Origin of the sequence: Cohnella sp. CFH 77786, from assembly GCF_019400745.1 — a bacterium.
Taxonomy (GTDB): domain Bacteria; phylum Bacillota; class Bacilli; order Paenibacillales; family Paenibacillaceae; genus Cohnella.
In genome coordinates, this window is sequence record NZ_WJIB01000024.1 from 43,691 (window position 1) to 58,313 (window position 14,623).

General features: G+C 60.7%; 13 protein-coding genes and 2 pseudogenes. 1 reads left to right on the forward strand and 14 read right to left on the reverse strand.

Features of this window, described 5'->3' with window-relative positions:
- Positions 1–251 precede the first annotated feature (251 nt).
- The 10 genes and pseudogenes from sigH to GE107_RS24700 form a co-directional block, all read right to left on the reverse strand.
- Positions 252–902, reverse strand: a complete 651-nt coding sequence (gene sigH / locus GE107_RS24655; protein WP_123042147.1) for an RNA polymerase sporulation sigma factor SigH — start codon at positions 900–902, stop codon at positions 252–254.
- Between the two features lie 158 nt (positions 903–1,060).
- On the reverse strand, positions 1,061–1,597 hold the full coding sequence (locus tag GE107_RS24660) for an NYN domain-containing protein (RefSeq protein ID WP_219644185.1): 537 nt from the start codon (positions 1,595–1,597) through the stop codon (positions 1,061–1,063).
- Positions 1,584–2,381, reverse strand: a complete 798-nt coding sequence (gene rlmB / locus GE107_RS24665; protein ID WP_370636526.1) for a 23S rRNA (guanosine(2251)-2'-O)-methyltransferase RlmB — start codon at positions 2,379–2,381, stop codon at positions 1,584–1,586. Before rlmB ends, GE107_RS24660 begins: the two co-directional genes overlap by 14 nt.
- Before the next feature lie 213 nt (positions 2,382–2,594).
- Entirely contained in the window at positions 2,595–3,065 is a 471-nt protein-coding gene (locus GE107_RS24670; protein WP_219644189.1) for a Mini-ribonuclease 3, read from the reverse strand.
- Positions 3,062–4,480: a cysteine--tRNA ligase gene (gene cysS, locus GE107_RS24675; protein WP_219644190.1), complete on the reverse strand. Its 1,419-nt coding sequence runs from the start codon at positions 4,478–4,480 to the stop codon at positions 3,062–3,064. Before cysS ends, GE107_RS24670 begins: the two co-directional genes overlap by 4 nt.
- 196 nt (positions 4,481–4,676) lie before the next feature.
- Positions 4,677–5,315 (reverse strand): annotated as a pseudogene (gene cysE / locus GE107_RS24680) (serine O-acetyltransferase); the annotation flags it as partial.
- Positions 5,316–6,213: 898 nt separating this feature from the next.
- The gene (gene gltX, locus GE107_RS24685; protein WP_219644194.1) at positions 6,214–7,686 is read right to left on the reverse strand and encodes a glutamate--tRNA ligase; all 1,473 of its coding nucleotides are present in this window, start codon (positions 7,684–7,686) and stop codon (positions 6,214–6,216) included.
- A 303-nt stretch (positions 7,687–7,989) separates the two neighbouring features.
- The gene (gene ispF / locus GE107_RS24690) at positions 7,990–8,472 is read right to left on the reverse strand and encodes a 2-C-methyl-D-erythritol 2,4-cyclodiphosphate synthase (protein ID WP_219644196.1); all 483 of its coding nucleotides are present in this window, start codon (positions 8,470–8,472) and stop codon (positions 7,990–7,992) included.
- 7 nt (positions 8,473–8,479) lie between these two features.
- Positions 8,480–9,166 (reverse strand): 2-C-methyl-D-erythritol 4-phosphate cytidylyltransferase, encoded by a 687-nt coding sequence (gene ispD / locus GE107_RS24695; RefSeq protein ID WP_219644198.1) that lies wholly within the window; start codon positions 9,164–9,166, stop codon positions 8,480–8,482.
- An 87-nt stretch (positions 9,167–9,253) separates the two neighbouring features.
- On the reverse strand, positions 9,254–10,351 hold the full coding sequence (locus GE107_RS24700; RefSeq protein WP_219644200.1) for a PIN/TRAM domain-containing protein: 1,098 nt from the start codon (positions 10,349–10,351) through the stop codon (positions 9,254–9,256).
- A gap of 183 nt (positions 10,352–10,534) precedes the next feature.
- Between GE107_RS24700 and GE107_RS24705 the strand changes: the two genes are divergently transcribed.
- A complete protein-coding gene (locus tag GE107_RS24705; RefSeq protein ID WP_219644202.1) occupies positions 10,535–10,930 on the forward strand; it encodes a nucleoside triphosphate pyrophosphohydrolase family protein in 396 nt (131 codons plus the stop codon).
- Between the two features lie 215 nt (positions 10,931–11,145).
- On the opposite strand, the gene pssA is transcribed toward GE107_RS24705, so the two are convergent.
- From pssA to GE107_RS24725, 4 genes and pseudogenes are all read right to left on the reverse strand, one after another.
- Entirely contained in the window at positions 11,146–11,880 is a 735-nt protein-coding gene (pssA, locus tag GE107_RS24710) for a CDP-diacylglycerol--serine O-phosphatidyltransferase (protein ID WP_219644204.1), read from the reverse strand.
- A 151-nt stretch (positions 11,881–12,031) separates the two neighbouring features.
- Positions 12,032–12,882 (reverse strand): annotated as a pseudogene (disA, locus tag GE107_RS24715) (DNA integrity scanning diadenylate cyclase DisA).
- Between the two features lie 13 nt (positions 12,883–12,895).
- Positions 12,896–14,263 carry a DNA repair protein RadA gene (gene radA / locus GE107_RS24720; protein WP_219644206.1) on the reverse strand — a complete coding sequence of 456 codons (1,368 nt, stop codon included), beginning with the start codon at positions 14,261–14,263 and terminating at the stop codon, positions 12,896–12,898.
- Between the two features lie 56 nt (positions 14,264–14,319).
- Positions 14,320–14,496 carry a hypothetical protein gene (locus GE107_RS24725; RefSeq protein WP_219644208.1) on the reverse strand — a complete coding sequence of 59 codons (177 nt, stop codon included), beginning with the start codon at positions 14,494–14,496 and terminating at the stop codon, positions 14,320–14,322.
- Positions 14,497–14,623: the final 127 nt, after the last annotated feature.

Below are 14,623 nucleotides of genomic sequence, written 5' to 3' on the forward strand. Positions count from 1 at the left end.
ATAATTTATCACAGGCCCAAAGTCATGTCAACGAAAAGGTTGGGGGAACAACCCGTGGCAGGTTATGGAACGGCCCCGGCCTCAGAGCCTAGCATCATTCTTTCTGTTTTCCGGTATTTTTAACCCCCCGAAACGGAAACAAGCTTCCGAATTCTTCTAAAGAAGATTCGGGAATCAGGCAGCATGACTGTTCCGACGGATTAAAAAAAGCAGCGCGCGAACCGGCTGCCGGATGTTCTACGGGAATGAGATCAACTTACGAGATTCCGCACCTCGAGATACTTCTCGAGCTTGCGCTTGACGCGCTGCAGCGCGTTGTCGATCGATTTCACGTGGCGATCGAGATCGACAGCGATTTCCTGATAGGACCGACCGTCCAGATAGAGCATCAGCACCTTGCGCTCCAGGTCGCTGAGGATCTCCGACATCTTGTCCTCCAAGCCGAAAAACTCTTCCTGATTGATGATCATCTCTTCCGGATCGCACACGCGGGAGCCGCAAATCACGTCGAGCAGCGTGCGGTCCGAGTCTTCGTCGTAAATGGGCTTGTCCAGCGAAACGTATGAGTTCAGGGGGATATGCTTCTGGCGGGTCGCCGTCTTGATGGCGGTGATGATCTGGCGGGTGATGCACAATTCGGCGAACGCCTTGAACGAGGCCAGCTTATCGCCCTTGAAGTCGCGGATCGACTTGTAGAGGCCGATCATCCCTTCCTGCACGATATCTTCCCGCTCCGCGCCGATCAGAAAATAGGAACGCGCTTTCGCACGTACGAAATTGCGGTATTTGTTGATGAGGTATTCCAGCGCTTCGCCGTCGCCCAGGCGGACGGATTCCACGATGTCCTCGTCGGTCTTGAAGTCATATTCGCGCACTGCCAGCTTCTCCAAGTCGACGCTCACGTGTTCATCCCTCCGGCATGCTTCCCTGCTGGAAACGCGAATTCTACCAAATCGGTTACCAAACTACTACCAATCATACTTGATGAAGCCTGCAGCGTCAATGGATTTGGCGCCGATTGAGAGATTCCCGGATGGCAATGTTGCCATCCTCGCCCATTTCAGGACCCGTCTTCCGTCATCCCTCTTCTCATGAGCTCCAATCGTCTTTGGATATCGTCGCTCACCGCGCCCCCCAATGGATTGCGTTTGACCGTCCCCTCCGGCCGGATGGCCGACTCGATCTCGCGGCGGCTCTGGTCCACCGCAAGCTTGAGCTCCCGGGCCGAGAGGCGCAAAGCGCCCCGCCCGAACGCCACGTGCTGTTCAACCATGTCGGATGTCGCCACGTACACGTTGCGGCGGACCGACGTCCACTCTCCGACCAGCCTTTCGATGCACTCGTCGGCCGTTTCCCTCTCCCGCGTATACACGACGCGAAGGCGCAGCTGGCGGAACGAAGCCCCCAGTCCGGGAACCCGGAACGCGTCGAATACGACGATGGCCGTCAGTCCCGCGTAGCTCTGGTAATCCGCCAGCAAGCCTAGCAATTTATCCCGCGCGTCCTCGAGTTTGTCCGCCTTCAAGGCGGACAGCTCGGGCCACGCGCCGATCATGTTGTAGCCGTCGACGATCAGGACGTCCTCACGCCGGAGCATGCCCGTCTCCGCTCGCCGTCGGGGCGCCGCCGGCGGCGGGGACCGCGCGACGCTGACGGACCGCCTCGTACAGAATGACGCCCGCGGCCACCGACGCGTTAAGCGAATTGATCCGGCCGAACATGGGCAGCGACACGAGGAAGTCGCAGCTTTCCCGCACGAGCCGGGACAGGCCGCGGCCTTCGTTCCCGATCACGACGGCGAGCGGTCCGGTCAGGTTGGCCCTGTAGACGTCGCCCGGCGCCTCGCCCGCCGCGCCGGCGACCCACACGCCGGCCTCTTTGAGCTTCTCGATCGTCTGCACGAGGTTCGCCACCCGGGCGACCGGCACGTATTCGACCGCGCCCGCCGAAGTCTTGGCCACGACGGCGGTCAGGCTCGCGCTTCTGCGCTTGGGAACGATGACGCCGTGCACCCCGGTGCAGTCCGCCGTCCGAAGGACGGAGCCGAGATTGTGGGGGTCTTCCACCTCGTCGAGCAGCACGAGCAGCGGAGGCTCCCCCCGCTCCGCGGCGCGGGCCAGCAAATCGTCCACCTCGTAATAGGCGGCGGCTGCGGCCTGGGCGACGATTCCCTGGTGCGGCAAGTCCGGCACAAGCTGGTCCAGCTTGCGTTTATCCGCCGTCTGGACGACCACGCCCCTCGCCTTCGCCTCTTCTAGAATCGGGGCGACGAGGCTGCGCTGGGCCTGCTCGGACACCCAGATTTTGTTCAGTGCCCGGCCGGCTTTCAGCGCTTCCAGCACCGGATGCTTGCCGGCCAAATATTGCTCTTCGCCCTGCACCGGATCGTCCCCGGCGTCTTCCGGCGCGTACTCGGCGTTTGGCCGGACGCGTGCGGGCGGCTTCGGCTTGCGTCCGGTTTCGGCTCGGAAGCCGCGGGCTCCTCCGCCTTGTCCTCCGTCCCGCGAGGCGCCTTTACCGGATGGAAAACGGCCGCCGTCTGTTCCGCGGCCGCGGTTGCGGTTATTCATGTTCATCGTCCTTTAGCCTGCATATTAGATGTCCGAATGCTCCGGCGATTCCGTATTCGGCTCGAACGCGATCCCGACCAGCCGCTCCAGCCTGGCCCGCTCGCCTCGGTAGAACAAGTAGCCGATCAGGCATTCCAGCGCGGTCGCGTGGCGGTAATCGCCGGGATCGGCATTCTTGGGCGGCTGTCCCGATTTGGCGTTGCGCCCCCGGCGCACGATGTCCGCTTCTTCTTCGGTCAGCAGTGGCATCCACCGTTCGAGCAGCCGGGCCTGGGCGGCGGCGGAGACATACTTCGTCGCCGCGCGGTGCAATTCATGAGGCTTGCGGCTGATTCCCGCGATCAGCCGCTGCCGCACGTAAACGTCGAAGACGGCGTCCCCGATATAAGCCAGCACCACGGGGGACAGTTGGTGGACAGGCACGCCCTCGGGAAGAATCGGCGCGATGACGGCTGGATTAAGGTTCGCCGGCGATGCCGGCCCGGATTCCGTCATTTGCGTTTCCACCGGATCCCTTGCGGCGTGTCCTCCAACAGGATTCCCCGTTCCGCGAGCAAATCCCGGATTTCATCGGCGCGGGCGAAATTGCGGCTTCGGCGGGCTTCGGCCCGTTCGGCGATCAGCGCGTCGATCTCTTCGTCCGGCAGCTCCGCTTCCGCCTCCGGCGGCAAGAGCCCGAGCACCCCGTCCATCTCGGCCATCCGATCCAGCAGCTCTCGCAGCACGTTTTCCCGCGCAACCGGCCGCTGCAAATAAGCGTTCGCCTCCGAAACGAGCTTGAACCATACGGTGATGGCGTCCGGCGTGCCGAAATCGTCGTTCATCCGCGCTTCAAACTCTTGCTTAAGCGCCTCAAGCCGGGCGGTGATTTCCGCGTCGTCCTCCGCCGGAACGGCCGGCATGTCCTTGGCCACCGCGGCCAGGCGATGCTTGAGGTTGTCGCGGCAGTTGGCCAGCCGCTCCACGCTGTTCTCGGCTTGCCGGACGATTTCGTCGCTGTAATTGAGCGGGTTGCGGTAATGGGCCGAGAGCATCAAATACCGGATCGCTTGCGCGCTCGTCCGCTTTAGGATTTCCCGGACCTTCACGCCGTTGCCGAGCGACTTGGACATCTTCTCGTTATCGATGTTCAAGAAGCCGTTATGCATCCAATACCGAGCCAGCGGCTTGCCCGTCAGTGATTCGGATTGCGCGATTTCGCATTCGTGGTGGGGGAATTGCAGGTCCTGTCCGCCCCCGTGGATGTCGAGCGTCTCACCGGCGTAACGGAGCGCCATGGCGGAGCACTCGATGTGCCAGCCGGGACGGCCGTCGCCCCACGGGCTCGGCCAGTAGATCTCGCCCGGTTTGGCGCCCTTCCATAGCACGAAATCCTGCGGGTTTTCCTTGCGTTTGTCGACTTCCACCCGGATTCCGTACTGCAGTTCGTCGAGGTTCTTGTGCGACAGCTTCCCGTAATCAGGAAACCGGCCCGTTCGGAAATACACGTCCCCTCCGCTCTCGTATGCCAGGCCTTTGTCCACGAGATCCGCGACAAACGCGATGATTTCGGGCATGGTGTCTGTCACCCTAGGCGTCACCGTCGGCGCTTTCGCACCTAACGAGTCGCGGTCTTCCACATAGGCGCCGATGTAGGTCTCCGCGATTTCCGGCACCGTGCTTCCGAGCTGCTCCGCCTTGCGGATCATCTTGTCGTCGACGTCGGTGAAGTTGACGATGAAATTGACCGAGTAGCCCAGGTATTCCAAATACCGCCGGACCACGTCGAAGAAAATCAGCGGCCTCGCGTTGCCGATGTGGATATAGTCGTACACGGTCGGCCCGCAGACGTACATGTTCACTTTGCCCGGCGTAAGCGGAACGAACGGCTCCGATTTCCGGGACATGGTGTTGTAAATGTGAAGGGTCACGTTTCGGTTAGCTCCTTTATTTGTCGTAGGGCGCGGTCGCCACGGGCTCCGCCGGTTTGGCCGGCTGCCCAGGATCGTCCTGACCGGGTTTGTCGTGCTGCGCGGTATTGTTCGGACCTGCCGGTTGGCCGTCCTGCGCGGACTCGTTCGGACCCGCCGGATCCCCCGCCTGCCTCGCCCCCCGCACGACTCCGGCTTCTTTCAGCCGTTCGATCTCCGCCCTCAATTCGTTGATCTCCTTCTGCATGTAACGGAACGTGTCGATCAGCGGATCCGGAATGTTGGTGTGGTCCAGCCTGTCCCCGACCCGCCTGCCGTCCCGCTTCACGATTCGGCCCGGGATGCCGACGACGGTGCTGTTGGGAGGCACCTCCCGCAGCACGACGGAATTCGCCCCGATGTTCGAATTGTCCCCCACTTTGAACGATCCGAGAACTTTGGCTCCGGACGCGATCACGACGCGGTTGCCGATGGTCGGGTGGCGTTTGCCTTTCTCTTTGCCCGTTCCGCCGAGCGTTACGCCCTGGTAGATGACGACCTCGTCGCCGATTTCGCACGTCTCCCCGATGACGACGCCCATGCCGTGATCGATGAACAACTTTCGTCCGATCTTGGCGCCCGGATGGATTTCGATGCCGGTGAAGAACCGGCTGATCTGCGAAATCAACCGCGCCACGGTAAACCATCCGCGCTTGAAGAAGAAATGCGCGATCCGATGCCCCCAAATGGCATGAAGGCCGGAGTACGTGAAGACGGCCTCGAATCGGCTTCTGGCCGCGGGGTCGTTCTCCATGACCGCGTCGATATCGGATTTGATGTTGCTCCATACCCCCATGATGAACGCCTTCTTTCGCCGATATAATCCATTCAGTACGAACGAATCGGATAAGTGCTGCAGTTTCGCCGTCCGTCCCTCTGTCACGTCTGCTTGCTAAGCCCAAAAATACATCTATTTCTTCAAATTGCCGCCTTTTAACAGCAGTAAGGACCAAAATACCATTCATTTGGCTAAAAGCCTTATAATTTCGCCCGATTGAAGGAAGTTAGTTGTATTTTGGCATTTAGGCACCGCAATTCATGGGCGTAACGCGAAAATAAATGCATTTTGATTCTTAGCTGGCCCATTCATTGGGCTTTATTCTGCTGGGCAGCGGTGAGCCCCCTGACGAGGACTTGAGTCGGGAAAGTTACTCGAAAAGATCGTGCAACTCCGCTCTACCGGCACTCGAACCCTGGGATTTTCTCGAAAAGTTCTTGCAACTGCGCCCAACTGCACGAAACCAGGTTTGACGGCTCTGGGGCAGCCCGAGCACCCGAAGACGCTGGAAACCGTCTTGCGGAGTCGGAGCGACAGCCCCAGAACGCCATAAAAAAAGTCCCCGCAGCATTATGCTGCAGAGACGTGTCGTACGATACGCGGTTCCACTCTGCTTGAGCCAGGCCGCGCCAATTCATGGCGCATGCGAGGCTCCACCTCGGGGCTGGTAACGGGGTCCGCCCGGCGCCGCCTACCCGGATCCGATCTTCTCGGGTCCGCTCGGCGGCGCGGCTCCCAGGCGCATTTCCGTTCGGAAGGAATGAGGCGGATTCCACCCAAGGCCGCCCTCTCTGGTCACTCCAGTCGCGAACGTACTCTCCTGTTCGTCGCTCTTCGGTTATTTACCACCAGTATAGCCGATCCCCCTTGCAGTGACAAGGGAAATGCACCGATGGCGGCTCTAGTGTCCCTGCCTTTACTGCCGGCCCCCCGCGGCTTCGGCCAGCCGCCGCAGCACCCGATCCCGTCCGAGCAGCCAGACGGTGCCGTTCAAATCCGGACCGTGCATCTGTCCCGTCAGCGCAACGCGGATCGGCATGAACAGGCCTTTGCCCTTCACACCGGTTTCGGCTTGGACCGCTTTGATCGCGGCCTTGATGCCGTCGACCGTGAAGCCTTCCGATCCCGCCGCCTCGATTTGCCGCGCGAAAGCGGACAGCACCGCCGGAACCGTCTCTTCGGCGAGCACCGCCCGGGCTTCGTCGTTCTCCACCACGACCGCGTCCGCGAAGAACAGGTCGGACAAAGGCACGATGTCGGCGGCGCAGTTCATCTTCTCCTGGTGCAGGGAGACCAGAACGTTCATCCATGCCGTCTGCGCTTCGTCGAGCGATTCCGGCAGGCGTCCGGCCTTCTGCAGCTGGGGCGCGCACAGCCGGACGATCCGCTCGGGTTCGGCTTTTTTGAAATAATGGTTGTTCATCCACGCCAGCTTCCGCTGATCGAAGATCGAGCCGGACTTGTTGACGCGGTCGAACGAGAAAAGCTCGATCAGCTCCGGCTTCGAGAAAATCTCCTCCTCCGTTCCCGGGGACCAGCCGAGCAGCGCCAGGAAGTTCAGGATCGCTTCTTCCAAATAGCCGAGGTCCCGATATTGGGAGATGAACTGGAGGATCGATTCGTCCCGTTTGGACAGTTTTTTGCCTTCATCGTTCAAAATCAAATTGAAGTGCGCGAACTCCGGAACGTCCCAGCCGAACGCACGGTAAATCTGCATTTGCCGCGGCGTGTTGGAGATATGCTCTTCTCCCCGCGTCACGTGGGTGATTTTCATCAAATGGTCGTCGATAACGACGGCCAGGTTGTAGGTGGGCATGCCGTTCGATTTGACGATGACGAAATCGTTGCCGTCGGCCTCGAAAGAGATATCGCCGCGGACCAGGTCGCGGAACGCAAGCGTTTCGCCCGCGGACGTGCGGAGACGAACCGTCCGGCTGCGTCCCTCGTCCTCGAAGGCCGCCCGCTGCTCCGGGGTCAAATGGCGGCAGCGGCCGGAATACTTGGCCGTTTCGCCGGCCGCGATTTGAGCGTCCCGCTCCCGCGACAGCTCCTCTTCCGTGCAGTAGCAAAAATAGGCCTTGTCTTCCCGAAGCAGCCGATCGATGAGCTCGCGGTAAATGTCCATCCGATCGGTACAGCGGTAGGGACCGTAGGGACCGCCTACGTCCTCTCCTTCGTCCCATTCGATGCCGAGCCAGCGGAGCCCGTTGTAGAACTCCTCCGCGGCGCCCGACACGTTGCGGTCCAAATCGGTGTCCTCGATGCGCAGAATAAATTGTCCCCCGTGCTTCCGGGCGAACAAATACGTGAATAATGCCGTGCGCGCGCCTCCGATATGTAGATGTCCGGTAGGACTCGGCGCATACCGGACGCGGACAGACGTATTCATGAGTGTACCCTCCAGCGATAAAATGGTTCAACGAGATCTTTGCGGAATAGCGGAACGGGGTTCCGTTATTCGCTCTACGAACGTCGCTTGCGGCGATATAGCGGAACGGGGTTCCGTTATTCGCACTGCGAACGCCACTTGCTGCGAAATAACGGAACGGGGTTCCGTTATTCACTCTGCGAACGCCACTTGCTGCGAAACTGCGGAACGGGGTTCCGTTATTCACTCTGCGAACGTCATATTCTTCAAAATAGCGGAACAGGGTTCCGTTATTCGCCCCACGGCCGTCGCTTGCTGACCCCGCTACCCCTGCCGCTCGAGGAGGCAGACGACCGCCTGGGCGGCGATGCCTTCTCCCCGGCCCGTGAAGCCGAGCTTCTCGGACGTCGTCGCTTTCACGTTCACCTGTCCTTCTTCCGCTTCGAGCGCCTCCGCGATGATCCGCACCATCTGCGGAATGTGCGGGGCCATCTTCGGCGCTTGGGCGATGATCGTCGCGTCCGCGTTGCCGAGCCGATACCCGCGCTCCGACGCCAATCCCCATACGTGCTTCAGCAGCTTCACGCTGTCCGCCCCTTCGTAGGCCGGGTCCGTATCGGGAAAATGCTTGCCGATATCGCCGAGCGCCAAGGCGCCGAGCACCGCGTCGCTGATCGCGTGCAGGAGCACGTCGGCGTCCGAATGGCCGAGCAGCCCCTTCTCATGAGGAATCTCAACGCCGCCGATAATGCAGGGGCGGCCCTCCGCCAGTTGATGGACATCGAAACCTTGTCCGATCCGAATCATCGCTATCTTACGTCTCCCTCCGCCGCCGCTCCAGAAACAGCTCGGCCACGAGCAAATCTTCCGGCGTCGTGATTTTCAAATTCGTATAATGACCGGGCACCGCGGCTACCTTGCGTCCGAGCCGCTCGAACAGCATCGCGTCGTCCGTCGCGGAGGCTCCGGCTTCCCGGGCCAGCCGGTGCGCCTCGAGCAGCGCCAGCCGGCCGAACGCCTGCGGCGTCTGGACGGCGCAGAGCGAAGACCGGTCCGGCGTGGACACGATCAGGCCTCCCTCCGCCACCTTGATCGTATCCTTCACCGGAACGGCCAGCGTCGCCGCGCCGCATGTTTCCGCCCCGTCCGCACAGGCTGCGATCAACTCCGGCGTCACGAGCGGCCGGGCGGCGTCATGCACGAGCACGCCCTCCGTCCGCAGCGCGGCGACCCCCGCTTCGACGCTGTCCTGCCGCTCGGCCCCGCCGGCCACGACCGCGGCCACCTTCCCGAACCGTTCGGCACGGACCAGCGCCTCCGCGCGTCCGATCTCGCCAACACCGGCGACGATGACGATCTCCTCCACCCGCCCGCATCTTTCGAACGCCTCGATCGCGTAAGCCAGAATCGGTCGTCCCGCCGCGGGCAGATACGCTTTGTTGTCGGCAACGCCCATCCGGGTCCCGCGTCCGGCCGCCACGATGACGGCTCCCCATTTCATGATCGCGAATCCCCTCTGTCCGTTATAAAATGCAGAAGAGCGGGAACGCACGCGCGCGTCCCGCCCGTATTTTTTTATCATACCTGTTCAGAGCGCTTTTTCCAATAGCTTCGGCTTCGCGAAGATCATCCGTCCCGCGGAAGTCTGCAGCACGCTCGTGACGAGCACTTCCATCGTCGTGCCGATGAAATCTCGGCCGCCTTCGACGACGATCATCGTGCCGTCATCCAAATAGGCGACGCCTTGGCCATGCTCCTTGCCGTCCTTGATGACCTGGACGACGATTTCCTCTCCGGGAAGCACGACCGGCTTGACCGCGTTGGCCAAATCGTTGATGTTCAGTACGGACACGCCCTGCAGCTCGCACACCTTGTTCAGATTGAAGTCGTTCGTTACGACTTTCCCGCGCATCGCCTTGGCCAGCTTGACGAGCTTGCTGTCCACTTCGCCCGGCTCCTCGACGGCCTCCTCGTAGATCAGCACCTTCACGTCGAGCTCCTTTTGGATTTTGTTCAGAATATCCAGCCCCCTGCGGCCGCGGTTCCGCTTGAGCAGATCCGACGAATCCGCGATATGCTGCAGCTCTTCCAGGACGAATTCGGGGATGACGAGCGTGCCCTCGATGAAGCCCGTCTTGCAAATGTCCGCGATGCGGCCGTCGATGATGACGCTCGTGTCCAAAATTTTGTGCTCCTCGTACCGCGACTGCTCCTCTTTCGGCGGCTCGGCCGTCCGGCGCAGGCGCAGCCATTCGCCGATCTCCTCTTTCTTGCGCACCGCGATGGCGACTCCCGCATAGGCCAGAACCGACGCCGTCACGGCCGCCAGCAGCGGACCGACGCGGGGGATGTCCGAGACGAACGGATACAGCAGCACGGCGAAACCTACGCCGAGCACGAGCCCGGCCGCTCCCGGCAGCATGTCCGATGCGGGCACGCCCGCCGCGCGGTCGATGCCTTGTTGAAGCGCCCGTGTCAAGGGTCCCGCCAGCGCCGTCGCCGCAAGCAGCCCGACGAACGCGCCGATTACGGCGCCATAGGAGCCGCCTCCGGCCGACATGGCGGCTGGCGCTCCGAGCACGGGATCCATCCATGCCGCCGCTCCGGTCGATCTCCAAGCAGACAACTCTTGACCGGTCAAAGCTCCCATAATGAGGCCCACCGCTTGAATCATTCTTTTCATCATTCCGACGATCACTCCTTACGATTCCTCATCCAATTCGTTACTAGTATGTTCCAATTTCGGCAGGGTTAATCTCGCTTCCGGGCGTCGATGAAAACTTCCTCATCTCGGCTTCTCCTTTTGAAATCGCTATTTCCATGCACTATAATGGGGTTGAAGCGAAAATGAGTAACCGAGGTGGACCGGATGAGCGCACCCACGTTGCACGAATTTCAGCGGCAAGTATCGGAACTGTTGCTTCGCCATCGAAGCCTGCTCGACGTCGTCACGAAGTTCAGCCAAGCGGGCGCGTCCGTCAACCGGGCCGTCGCCAAATCGATCACCGAATGCGGCTGCATCGAGCTGAATGCGCGGAACCAGGGCTTCTCCGAGGATATGGCGTTCGATCAAGCGCTGCGTCAATCCAAGTCCCATATGGACGGCGAGCTGTGCGAGACCTGCCGTGACGCCATCCGCGGCGAAATGGGCAAAAACCTTTTCTACCTGTCGGCCCTCTGCAACCTCCTCCATATCGACATGGAAGATGTCGTGCAGAAGGAAGCCGAGAAATGCTCGACGCTCGGATTTTTCAATTTGACGTGAGTCAAGATGGCTCAATGAAACAAAAAGCGCACCCGGATCTCCTCCCGCAAGAGGCAGATTCAGGTGCGCTTTTCGGTATGCACGGGGGCTTGACGAAGCTTGGACGAAGAAGCCGGATCGCCATTCATGCCATGCCGCCGTAATAAAAACAGCATCGGCCCTCCCCCCCGGGAAACGGATCCGATGCCGTTAGATGAGATGTCTGCGCTGGCTGCTCAAGCGTTATGCTCGCGGCGCTCCTCGGCATGCGCGCGATGCCGGCGGCGTCTTCGCGGCACAAGCCGCTCAACGTTTTTTTTTAAGCCCCAAAGCGCGTACAGGAGCAGCAGCGCCAGAATGACCTTCGGGATCGCTTGCTGGAACAGATACGCCAGGATGGCCGCGCCCGCCACGACGAGGGGAATGGCCCACATGGCCGCCTTCGGGAGGCCGAGCTTCTTGAAGTTCGGGTACTTCATGTTGCTGATCATGAGGAACGACAGAGCCAATGTGCTGATGATCAGCAGGGAAACGTGCAGTTCGTTATGAAACAGCGCCAGCGTGGCGAGAACGCCGCCCGCGGCCGGAATCGGCAAACCGATGAAGTATCCTGGAATCCCGTCGATGACGTTGAAACGGGCCAGGCGAAGGGCGCCGCAGATCGGGAAAATCGCGGTCGCGATCCAGGCCAGCGCCGGAGGCGTCATTTCCATGAAAGCCGCTTGGTACATGATGAACGCGGGAGCGACACCGAAAGAGATGACGTCGGAGAGGGAATCGAGCTCCTTGCCGAACTCGCTGGTGACATTAAGCGCCCTCGCGACGCGGCCGTCCAATCCGTCAAGCAGCATCGCGATGATGACGAGCAGGGCGGCACTATTCACTTCCCCGTGGAACGAAAGGATGATACTGATGACACCGAGCACCAGGTTGCCTATCGTGAACACGTTCGGTATGGATTTCGCGATCATCTTTTCCACCTCGACTTTACTATGCCCAATCCCGTAAAACGTACGACAAATCCAAACTTATTCATGACGCAATGCCGCTTCCTTTCTCCCGGAAGGACAGTTGCCGGTTCTTTTCCAGACAGCACAAGTGCCAACCCTCATTGTAGTCCCCTCATATCTGTCTGTCAATAAACACCTGCTCTTGGATTCGTTTCAATCCTTCCTTGATGGCGCGCGCCCGGACTTCCCCGATCCCGTCGACTTCGTCCAGCTCTTCGATCGTGGCGACGACGATATGGGGCAATGCGCCGAACCTGTCCACCAGGTTGTGGATGATCACGCCCGGCAGCCTCGGGATTTTACTTAGCATGCGGTACCCTCGGGGATGCAGCCCTTCCTCGGCGACGGAGCTGATCGACGGATACCCGAGCAGCCGGAACAAGTGGGCGTTGTCGAGCAGTTCTTCGGAGGACAGCTTTTTGAACGCGTGCTGGATTTCCCGCACCTTGTCGTCTCCCGCGTCCTTGGCGTAATCCTTGATGAGCAGCCTCGCCTCTTCATCCGCCAAGCCGATCAACTCTTCCATCTGCATGCTGATCAGCCGGCCTTCGTTGCCGAGCTCGAGCACGTAGCGGTTGATCTCATTCTTAATACGCAGCACCATCTCCGCCCGTTGCAGCACATAGGCCACTTCGTGCATGGTGACGAGCTCCTCGAACTCGAGCGCGGACAGGTTGGTCAGCGCCTGAGTGAAGACCGCCCGGTACCGCTCCAGCGTCTGGATGGCCTGGTTCGCTTTCGTCAGAATGACGCCCATTTCCTTCAAGGCGATCCCCCGTCGACCACTTCCATCACTTCGGGGCTGTAGCCGACGACGATCAGTCCGCCCGTTTTGGCCCGAAGCACGTTCTCCAAACCTTCCCGGATGGGAGTGCCCGGCGCGACCATCCGAAGCAGCTGGTTCATCGTGTCCTGCGGACTTTCTTTCTCTTTTTCCTTCTCTTTATCTTTCTGTTCTTTCATCGGATGACACCCCCTATTCCAAAGCGGCCTTCAGCGCTTCCGCCACTGTCCGTACCCCGACGAGCCGCATGCCCGCGGGCGGCTGCCAGCCTTTGAGGCTCTGTTCCGGTAGAATCACCCGTTTAAAGCCGAGCTTATGCGCTTCCTTCACCCGCTGCTCCGCTCTCGACACCGCTCTCACTTCGCCCGTCAGCCCGACCTCTCCGAAAATCACGTCATCCGCCTTCGTCGGCAGATCCTTGAAGCTCGAAGCCAAGCTGACGGCTGCCGCCAAGTCCGCCGCGGGCTCGTCTAATTTCACGCCGCCGGCTACGTTGACATAGGCGTCCTGATTTTGCAGGAACATGCCCATGCGTTTCTCCAGCACGGCGATGACGAGCGACATGCGATGGTGGTCGATGCCGGAAGTCATTCTGCGCGGAGACGGAAAATGCGTCGGGGAAACCAGCGCCTGCAGCTCCACGAGCACCGGCCTCGTTCCTTCCATGCTCGCCACGACCGTCGAACCGGAAACGCCGAGCGGCCGTTCCGACAGGAACAGCTCGGACGGATTCGTCACTTCGCGAAGGCCCTCTTCCGTCATGTCGAAAATGCCGATTTCGTTCGTCGAGCCGAACCGGTTCTTTACCGCGCGGAGCAAGCGGTACGAATGATGGCGTTCTCCCTCGAAATATAACACGCAATCGACCATATGCTCTAGCAAACGGGGACCGGCGATCGCCCCCTCCTTGGTGACGTGGCCGACCAGAACCGTCGCGACTCCGTTGCCTTTGGAGATGCGCATGAACTGCGCGGTGCACTCGCGGACTTGAGCCACGCTGCCCGGGGCGGAAGGAACGTCGGGACGATAGACGGTCTGGATCGAGTCGATGACGAGGAAGTCCGGCTGCGCCTCCGCAACGGCTTCTTCGATGAAGTCGAGGTTCGTCTCGCAGAGGACGAAAAGCCGGTCGGACAAGGCGCCGAGCCGGTCCGCGCGCAGCTTCGTCTGCCGGACGGATTCCTCTCCCGACACGTAAAGCACCTTCAGCCCTTGCGCGGCCAGCCGATTGGACGTCTGCAGAAGCAGGGTCGACTTGCCGATGCCGGGGTCTCCTCCGACAAGAAGCAGCGAACCCGGGACGAGGCCTCCCCCCAGCACCCGGTTCAGCTCCGAGAGCCCCGTTGCGATACGGGGTTCGCGGCCGCTTTCTATATCTATGATCGAACGCGCCTTTTCTTTCGTCCGAACCGCTTCGGTTCGGCCCACCGGCGCTTTGACCACGGTCTCGGTTTCCTCGACCATGGTATTCCAGGCGCCGCAGCCCGGGCATTTGCCCATCCACTTGGGCGATTCGGTCCCGCATTCGGTGCAGGCGAATTTGACTTTGATTTTGGCCATGGGTCCTCGGTTACCCCTTCTGCGGAAACGCTCACTCTATGAAGTGTAACACCGATTCACCACCATCGCCATATCAACCAAAGCACGATTAGCAAAATCAAGACGCCGCCGGACAAATACGCCAGCACCAGCAGCAGCTTGCTGAGCAGCAGAAGCAGCAGCACCGCCCCCGCCAATCCCGCAAGCAACGTAATGGGGCGCTTCCACCACCAGGTTTTCCAACCGCCGTACATCGAGATCCCTCCCCGAAACTTGGCCCTCGTATAGGGTATGGCCCGCCTGGAGCGGGGGTGACGGGGCTGGGCTCGGGCATCTTTCCCAGAATGTCTGGGCGACATGATGCCTTCGCAGGACACCATC

Coding starts and splice junctions, on each gene's coding strand:
- GE107_RS24660 (WP_219644185.1), bottom strand. CDS start 1,597: ATGCTCCGGCGTGAGGACGTCCTGATCGTCGACGGCTACAACATGATC.
- GE107_RS24670 (WP_219644189.1), bottom strand. CDS start 3,065: ATGACGGAATCCGGGCCGGCATCGCCGGCGAACCTTAATCCAGCCGTC.
- gltX (WP_219644194.1), bottom strand. CDS start 7,686: ATGAATACGTCTGTCCGCGTCCGGTATGCGCCGAGTCCTACCGGACAT.
- ispF (WP_219644196.1), bottom strand. CDS start 8,472: ATGATTCGGATCGGACAAGGTTTCGATGTCCATCAACTGGCGGAGGGC.
- ispD (WP_219644198.1), bottom strand. CDS start 9,166: ATGAAATGGGGAGCCGTCATCGTGGCGGCCGGACGCGGGACCCGGATG.
- GE107_RS24700 (WP_219644200.1), bottom strand. CDS start 10,351: ATGATGAAAAGAATGATTCAAGCGGTGGGCCTCATTATGGGAGCTTTG.
- GE107_RS24705 (WP_219644202.1), top strand. CDS start 10,535: ATGAGCGCACCCACGTTGCACGAATTTCAGCGGCAAGTATCGGAACTG.
- pssA (WP_219644204.1), bottom strand. CDS start 11,880: ATGATCGCGAAATCCATACCGAACGTGTTCACGATAGGCAACCTGGTG.
- radA (WP_219644206.1), bottom strand. CDS start 14,263: ATGGCCAAAATCAAAGTCAAATTCGCCTGCACCGAATGCGGGACCGAA.
- GE107_RS24725 (WP_219644208.1), bottom strand. CDS start 14,496: ATGTACGGCGGTTGGAAAACCTGGTGGTGGAAGCGCCCCATTACGTTG.